Source organism: Myceligenerans halotolerans, from assembly GCF_054782975.1.
In genome coordinates, this window is sequence record NZ_BAAGRL010000029.1 from 1 (window position 1) to 7,546 (window position 7,546).

The 7,546-nt window shown below is 66.3% G+C and carries 3 protein-coding genes and 1 pseudogene; 2 read left to right on the top strand and 2 right to left on the bottom strand.

Annotated elements, in window-relative coordinates; translation table 11 throughout:
• Positions 1 to 20 precede the first annotated feature (20 nt).
• Complete coding sequence (locus tag ACYVK5_RS18845) at positions 21 to 5,843, top strand: polymorphic toxin-type HINT domain-containing protein (protein ID WP_460707501.1); 5,823 nt, start codon at positions 21 to 23, stop codon at positions 5,841 to 5,843.
• A gap of 11 nt (positions 5,844 to 5,854) precedes the next feature.
• Positions 5,855 to 6,316 (top strand): hypothetical protein, encoded by a 462-nt coding sequence (locus ACYVK5_RS18850; protein WP_460707502.1) that lies wholly within the window; start codon positions 5,855 to 5,857, stop codon positions 6,314 to 6,316.
• A 105-nt stretch (positions 6,317 to 6,421) separates the two neighbouring features.
• Here the strand turns inward: ACYVK5_RS18850 and ACYVK5_RS18855 are convergent, their stop codons facing one another.
• Positions 6,422 to 6,613, bottom strand: coding sequence for a hypothetical protein (locus tag ACYVK5_RS18855; protein WP_460707503.1), 192 nt, complete (start codon positions 6,611 to 6,613; stop codon positions 6,422 to 6,424).
• A gap of 34 nt (positions 6,614 to 6,647) precedes the next feature.
• Positions 6,648 to 7,397 (bottom strand): annotated as a pseudogene (locus ACYVK5_RS18860) (IS66 family transposase); the annotation flags it as partial.
• Positions 7,398 to 7,546 lie beyond the last annotated feature (149 nt).

Sequence of the window (7,546 nt, forward strand, 5' to 3'; positions counted from 1 at the left end):
GGCGGTTCAACCTGGACCACGTGACCGACACGCTCGGCAACACGATGACGTACACCTACAGCGCGGAGACCAACCGGTACGCCGCGGACGTGGGACGCGACGGGGACAAGACCTACACCCGCGGCGGCACGCTGAAGCGGATCGAGTACGGCACCCGTACCGGCTCGGCCGGGCACGCGAACGCGCCCTACCGGGTGGAGTTCGAGGTGGCGGAGCGGTGCTTCGGTGGTTCGGCCGAGTGCCCGACGGCGGCCAAGCCCACCCGCTCGCAGATGAAGCGCTGGCGCGACACCCCGATGGACCTCATCTGTGTCTCGGGTGACGACTGCGAGTCCTACGCGCCGGCGTTCTTCTCCCGCAAGCGCCTGACCGGCATCACCACCCAGGCGCGCATCGACGGTGCCTACCGCGACATCGACACGTACGGCCTGCAGCAGAAGTTCCGCGACCCGGGTGACGGGACGGGCAAGCTGCTGTGGCTGCAGTCGATCACCCGCACGCCCGGTGGTGACCCGGACGCGGCCGCCGTCGATCCGCTCAAGACGTGGTTCGCCGGCGAGACCATGCCGGCCCGCGTGGACCACGAGAACCTGACCGACGGCCTGCCCGCGATGAACCGGTTCCACGTGACCGACATCGTCAACGAGACCGGCGGGATGGTCTCGATCAACTACGAGGACTCCGACTGCACCCCCGCCAACACGCAGGACACGTCCCTTGCGGCGCAGGAGGCGAACACGAAGAACTGCTTCCCGGTGCGATGGCACGTGGCCGGCGAGGACGAGGCACACACGGAGTGGTTCCACTCCTACCTGGTGAAGTCGGTGACGCAGAGCGGCGGTGGCGTGGGCGACCCGGGTGCGTCCGGGCACGGGGATCCGGACCAGGTCACCCACTACGACTACGAGGGCGACGCCGGCTGGGCGCGCCTGGACAATCCACGGCTGGATGAGCCGGAGGACCGCACGTGGTCGGACTTCCGTGGCTACGAGCAGGTCGTGATCCGCCAGGGTGAGGACGGTCCGTCCTCACGGACCAGGTACCTGCGGGGGATGGGCGGCACCGTAACCGCGACTGCCGGGGACGTGTCCCGGGAGGTGGATGACCACGAGCATCTGGCGGGTTCCGTCCTGGTCTCGAAGGGGTTGAACGGGACCGACGGGAGCGGGGACGAGCGCATTCTGTCGGAGGTGGTCACAGACCGGGTTGTGACCGAGGGGATCACGTATGACGGGATCACGGCGGTGCGTACGTCATCGGTAGTGACCGTCTCGGCGGTGTTCGGCGCGGACGGCGTCGTGGATCACACGACCAGAACGTCCCAGACATTGGACCGGTTTGGCAGTGCTACTCAGGTTGAGAACGCCGGCGATCTCGACGTCGACGACGACCAGACCTGCACGCGGTCGACATACCACGATCCAGGTACCACGCGTCTCACTGGGCTGCTGAAGCAGTCCATCACCCGCGCAGGTTCCTGCGGCACGCAGGACGACGGCACTCCCGGAAAACTGATCTCGGCGACGCGCGTCTCCTACGACCAGCAGGCATATGGCCAGCCCCCGATCGATGGCTTGCCGACGGAGTCGCGGAGCATCGACCCCGACGTGGATCCGCAGGTTGGGACCGAGTTCACTGCGGTGGGATGGTCCAGCAGCGATCTGTTCACGACCACGAGCTTCGACGTGCATGAGTCGACTACCTACCCAGATCCTATTGGGCGTCCGGTAGCTGTCACCGACGCCGCCGGACGGACCTCCCGCACGGACTACGTCCTGGCAGGCGGCATCCTGACTCAGACCACTACGCGGACCCCGGATCCGGACGGGTCGGGACCGCTTGCCGCACACACGGCTTCGACGACGTTCTCCAAGTACCGCGGCGTCCCGACCGAGGTGACCGACGCGAACGGCCGCGTCACCACCGCGCAGTACGACCGTGCTGGACGCCTTACCCGCGTGTGGCTTCCGGAACGGCAGGGCACGAGTGCGAGCTTGCAGTACGACTACACGCTCTCGCCGTCCGGCGTCAACGCAGTGACCACGCGCACGCTGCGTGCCGATGGTGTGACCTATCGGAAGTCCACAAGGTTGTTCGACGGCTTGGGCCGGGACATCCAGACCCAAGCTGAGTCGGTGGACGCGGCCGACCCCGGCCGAATTATCACCGACACCCAGTACGACGATGCCGGACGCGTCTATCAGGTTCAAGGCCCTTGGTTCGAACCCGATACCTCGCCTGGGACCAAGATCGTCGGAACCGAAGAGGTGCCCGAGGCGACGACCAGGCTCGAGTACGACGACGCCGGTCGTGCGACCGCGAAGATCTTCTTCGACAACAACCCGGACAACCCGGACTACGAGCGGTGGCGCACCAGGACCGTGTACGACGGCGCGACGATGCTGGTGATCCCACCGGCTGGGGCCATTCCGACGTCCACGACGACGGATGCCTACGGCCGGACGGCAGCGCTCACACAGTATGTCCGGGACCACACCGACCCCAGCGCAGACTCCTACCCTGACAGCGCAGCTGAGGTGCGGGACCTGCCGGCTCAGACGACCACCTATCGCTACGACCACGCGGGGCGACTGTCCGAGGTTTCCGACCCGGCGGGCAACGTCTGGGCCTATGGCTACGACCTCGCTGGTCGGCAGACGACGGCTGTTGACCCTGACCAGGGCACGACGTCCACCACATACGACGTCGCGGGCCAGCCGGTGACCGTTACCGATGCGAACGGCACCCTGGCGTACACCTATGATGCGCTTGGCCGAGTCACCTCGCTACGCGATGACAGTCCGTCTGGTCCGCTGCGTGCGACGTGGACTTACGACGAGTACGTCCACGGTCCGAATGCCGGTCAGGCGATCAAGGGCATGGCAACGGCCTCGACCCGCTATACACCTGATGGAACCGGTGACAGCGACACCGATGCGGACGAGTATGTGACCGCGGTCACCGAGGTCGACACCGCCTACCGCGCGGTCGCCTCCCAGGTGATCCTCCCGGCAGGTAACCCGGATCTGTCGTTGCTCGGCCCGAGCGCCGCGGACCGCACGTTCGAGACCCGCTACTCCTACATGGCTGACGGGCAGATCGAGTCGGTCACGTATCAGGGGGTGGGAAACCTCAAGCGGGAAACTGTAACGACGGGCTACACCGCCACCGGCATGCCCGAGTGGATGGCTGGCGGGTTCGGATGGGGCACCTACGTTGCCGAGGCTCGGTTCAACGCTTATGGCGAGCTCTTGTACCAGGACCTTGGGAACACGTACGGCACCGTGGTCTCGTACCAGTACGAGCCGGGTACTCGCCGTCTGGAGCAGGTGTCTCTGGATCGTGAGCGGATCTCCGGCAAGGACCTGAATGTCAAGTATGCCTATGACCAGGCCGGAAACATCCTGTCGGCCAAGGACGTGCCCACGCACGAGGGTATGGCTGCTGACCGGCAGTGCTACACCTATGACGGGCTGAACCGCCTGACCGAGGCCTGGACGCCGGACAGCGGGGACTGCGCCGAGGCACCCTCGATCGAGGGGCTGAACAACGGGGTGGCGCCGTACTGGGAATCGTTCGAGTACGACTCGCTGGGTAACCGCACCGCACGTACTCTCCGCACACCCGACGGCAGCGACGTAGATGGTGGTACTTCGGGCGGTACACAGGTCGTCGAGGACTACCTCATCCCCGGGGGCGCCGCAGGCGCGTCGGGTGCCGGTGATTGTTCGGCTGATGCCGAAGGCCCGCACCAGGTCGCGGCGATCTCCGTGCAGGCGGCGACGGGCGACGCCTGCCAGACGATGGCGTACGACGGCGCGGGAAACGCTACGAGCCGCACCACGGTCAGCGACTTCACGGATGTTGTCCAGGACTTGACCTGGGACGTCGAGGGAGAACTTGTCGGCGTGGACACCGCCACGACCGTGTACGAGGAGCCGGTAGACGAGGGCACCGAGGAAACCAGCGAGGGCGGCGAGACGATCGGTGAGCGTGGTGCGGGCACCACGACCACGAACAACGTGTCGATGGTGTACACCGCCGATGGCGACCGCATACTCCGCAACCAGGACGGCGTCGTGACCCTGTACGTCGGGGGAGGGCAGGAGGTCACTCTCGACACGGCCGCCGGCACGGTCATCGCAACCCGCTACTACGCGTTCGGCGGGCAAACCGTGGCAGTACGGACCGACCGTGGGATGGGTGGAGTCACCTCCCTGATCAACGACCGCCACGGCACTGCGCTGGCGAGCGTGCACAACACTGCGCTGCCGACCCAGGGCATCACCAAGCACCACTCGCTGCCCTTCGGTGAGGCTCGAGGCGACAGCGCCGCACCACCGGGAGACCATCGTTTCCTGGGTGCTCCTCAGGACGTCACGGGTTTGGTCATGCTCGGTGCCCGCTACTACGACGCCATTGCGGGGCGGTTCCTGTCGATCGACCCGATCATGGATCTTGCGGACCCTCAGCAATGGAACGGGTACGCATACGCGAACAACAACCCCACCACCTATTCGGATCCGAGTGGTCTGTTGTGGGGCGAGGCCGGCGACTTCTTCGAGGGCGCCTGGTCAGGCGTCAAGGGGAAGGCCAAGGACGCGTGGGATGGTGTGAAGGCCATCCCGGGAGCGATCTCCAGTGGCGTTTCGAACGCGTGGAACACAACGAAGCGTTGCCTTGGGGGAGGCGGGTCGAGTCTCCGAGGGCTGATCGCGGCACGCGACGCCTGTAGGAGCACCGCCCAGGGAATCGCGTCCTACCTCACGGGCTGGTGGCTGGTCACGGGGGTCGCGAGCTATGCGTCCAGTGTGGTCAAGGACACGATCGACCGTACACGGGACGCGGCTGAGGCAACCCTGAGGGGTGACTGGCAGGCGGTAGGTGAGGCCTATGGCCAGCAGGTCTGGACCAACACTGAGATTGCCCTTGAAGTCGTGGGAACGAAGGGAGTCGGAGCGGGTTCGGCAGCATCGGCCCGCGCGGCGCAAGCCCTGGCAGCAGCAAACCGCGCCAAGGCACTCAAGCAGTCAGCGGTCGAAGCGGCAGCGAGGAACCAGAACAACCTTGCCGCAAACACGGCGGCGCGCGCCTGCTCGTTCACCGGGGCCACCCTCGTCCTGATGGCCGACGGCTCGAAGAAGCCGATCAAGGACGTGCAGGTCGGAGACGAGGTCATCGCTTCGGACCCAGAGACCGGGGAGCAGCAAGCGCGGGAGGTCACGCACGTTTTCGTCCATGAGGACACGGTGACCGACCTCGCGCTGGACGAGGGGACGGTGCTGGGCACGACCGAGGACCACCCGTTCTGGTCCGTCACCGACCAGAGGTTCGAACGGGCGGACGAACTGACGGCCGGCGAGCGGGTCCTGACCGTGGACGGGCGCACGCTCACCGTCGGCGGGCTGCGCTACGCGACGTCCCGGACGGCGCTGGCGTTCAACCTCGAGGTCGACGGCATCCACACGTATCACGTGGGCGAACAAGAGGTTCTGGTCCACAACGCGTGTCTGCTCGCGTTGCGGAACTGGTCGAGCCAGCGGATGCAGTTCGGGAACTCCACGTTCCAGCTCGACAAGCGGGGCTTCACGCACATCTTGCAGCGTCACCACCGCCCGAACTGGGACGGCTCGGTGAAGGCGAAGCAGTCGTTCTTCGAGGACGGGATGTCGGTCGACGACGTCCAGGCTACGATCGGCGATGTCGCGCGCCAGAACAGAGAGCAACTCATGGAGATCGGTTCGGGGAAAGGCCAGGTGCAGGGGACGGTCAACGGCATCGACTACGTGCTCGGAGTCAGCCGTGGGCGGATCGGCCAGTTCTACCCGGGGACGCTGCCATGACCAGGATTCAGATGACATCGTTCGTCCGCGTTGACGGGGAGTTCCGTCCCGTGAGCGAGGCGGAGCGGCACGACGGGGATTGCGAGTACGTCCCGGGCGCGATCAGCCTGACGGTCGACGGCGTGGAACTGCTGGGAACCGAGCTCTGGGACGACGTCAACTGGTTGTGGCCGTTCGTCGTCCAAGCCGTCCGTGAGTGCCGAGATTCAGGTTCCGGGACGCGGCACTTCCCGGATCAGCCGATCACGTTCAAGGTCGAGAAGGCGCAGTGGGGCGGGAACGTCATGCTCACGGTGACGACGGCAGATCGCTCGATCCACCGGACTGCGATCGCGCCCGAGGGTGAGGTCTATGAGACGGTCGCTCGTGCTGGAGCCGAGTTCTTCAAGCACCTCAGACGGCTGTGCGGTTCGGATGCCGTGTCGGAGGAGGAAGAGGCGGCCACGATCTCGTGGCTCACAGGAGAGCGCTGATCCGCTCTGTCGAGTAGAGCGGATCTGCGGGCTTGACAGGTTTCGGGGGCTCCGTGGCTGGCTTGGGTCGGCTGCGGGGCCCTTGGTCGTGCTCGGCGCGCGGGGTCAGGCGCTGATGGCGCGGAGCTTGGCTTTGGTGATCAGGGCGTCGATGACGTTGGTGATGGTGGTGCGTTCGTCGTCGGTGAGGGTGTCGAGGCCGTCGGCGAGGCGGGCGTCGATGATGGTGGCCGGGGTGTTGAGGGGTCGGCGGGGGACGTCGTCGATGACGAGGTGGTCGACCGAGATTCGGTTCATAATTGCTTCACCCCACGTGTGACTGTTTAGCGGCTCAGGCCGCTTCCGGGATGTGCCAGGGCTGGCCTTCGAAGAGGTTGATGAGGGCGGTGTAGCGGTCGTGGGTGTTCTTGGCGGCGGTGGCGAGGTAGGAGCGGATCCGTGCGTAGCGGCGGGCGCCGTGGGTGGTGTGCCAGCCGCCGGAGATCTTCTGCTGTGCCTTGACCATGCGCAGGTCGGACTCGGCGCGGTTGTTGTCGAACGGGATCCGCAGGTCGGTCCAGTGGCGCTGGTAGTCGCTGGTGCGGTCACGCAGCCGCCTGGCGAGGGCGCGTGCGGTGCGGTCGCTGCCGGACGTGTTGACGGACAGCCCGCACGCGAACGCCTGCCGGTATCGGTGGCGCAGATCGGCCAGAACGTCGTCGTCGATGCCTGCCTGGCCGGCCTTGCGGGCGGTGTCGGTAGCGGCCTTGGCGTCGAGCAGGACCTGTTCCATCGCGACAGCCCAAGCCGTGTCCGTCTTCCCGATCGGATGCTCGATGACCGCGATGAGCTCGCGCAGGACGTGGGCGCCACACAGCGCACGCTCGGCCCCGTAGATGCGGTAGGAGCCCAGCGTGTCGGTGACCAGGACCCCGGTGACCCCGGGCAGCACGTCCAAGTCGTCGATCGCTGCCCGGCCCCGCTGGTCATGCACGCCCAGCCAGGTCAGCGTCGGCGTGCACAACACGTGCAACCACTTCAACTTGCCCTCACACCGGATCCCGGTCTCGTCGGCGTGCACCACCTCAGCCTTCTGCAGGCGGCCCTTGAGTTCTCCCTCGAAGACGGGCGATGCTCAACCACCACACCAGGCATCTCGGCCAGGCTCAACGCCTTGCCGGCATCGCCCTTGTGCCTCCCCTCGTAACGTAGAGACGTCCGCCAATTTGGGAGGTGGGCGGTATGTCCAAG

Bases quoted from the DNA above. Each gene is read 5' to 3' on its own strand.
- ACYVK5_RS18850 (WP_460707502.1), top strand. From the start codon at position 5,855: ATGACATCGTTCGTCCGCGTTGACGGGGAGTTCCGTCCCGTGAGCGAG.
- ACYVK5_RS18855 (WP_460707503.1), bottom strand. From the start codon at position 6,613: ATGAACCGAATCTCGGTCGACCACCTCGTCATCGACGACGTCCCCCGC.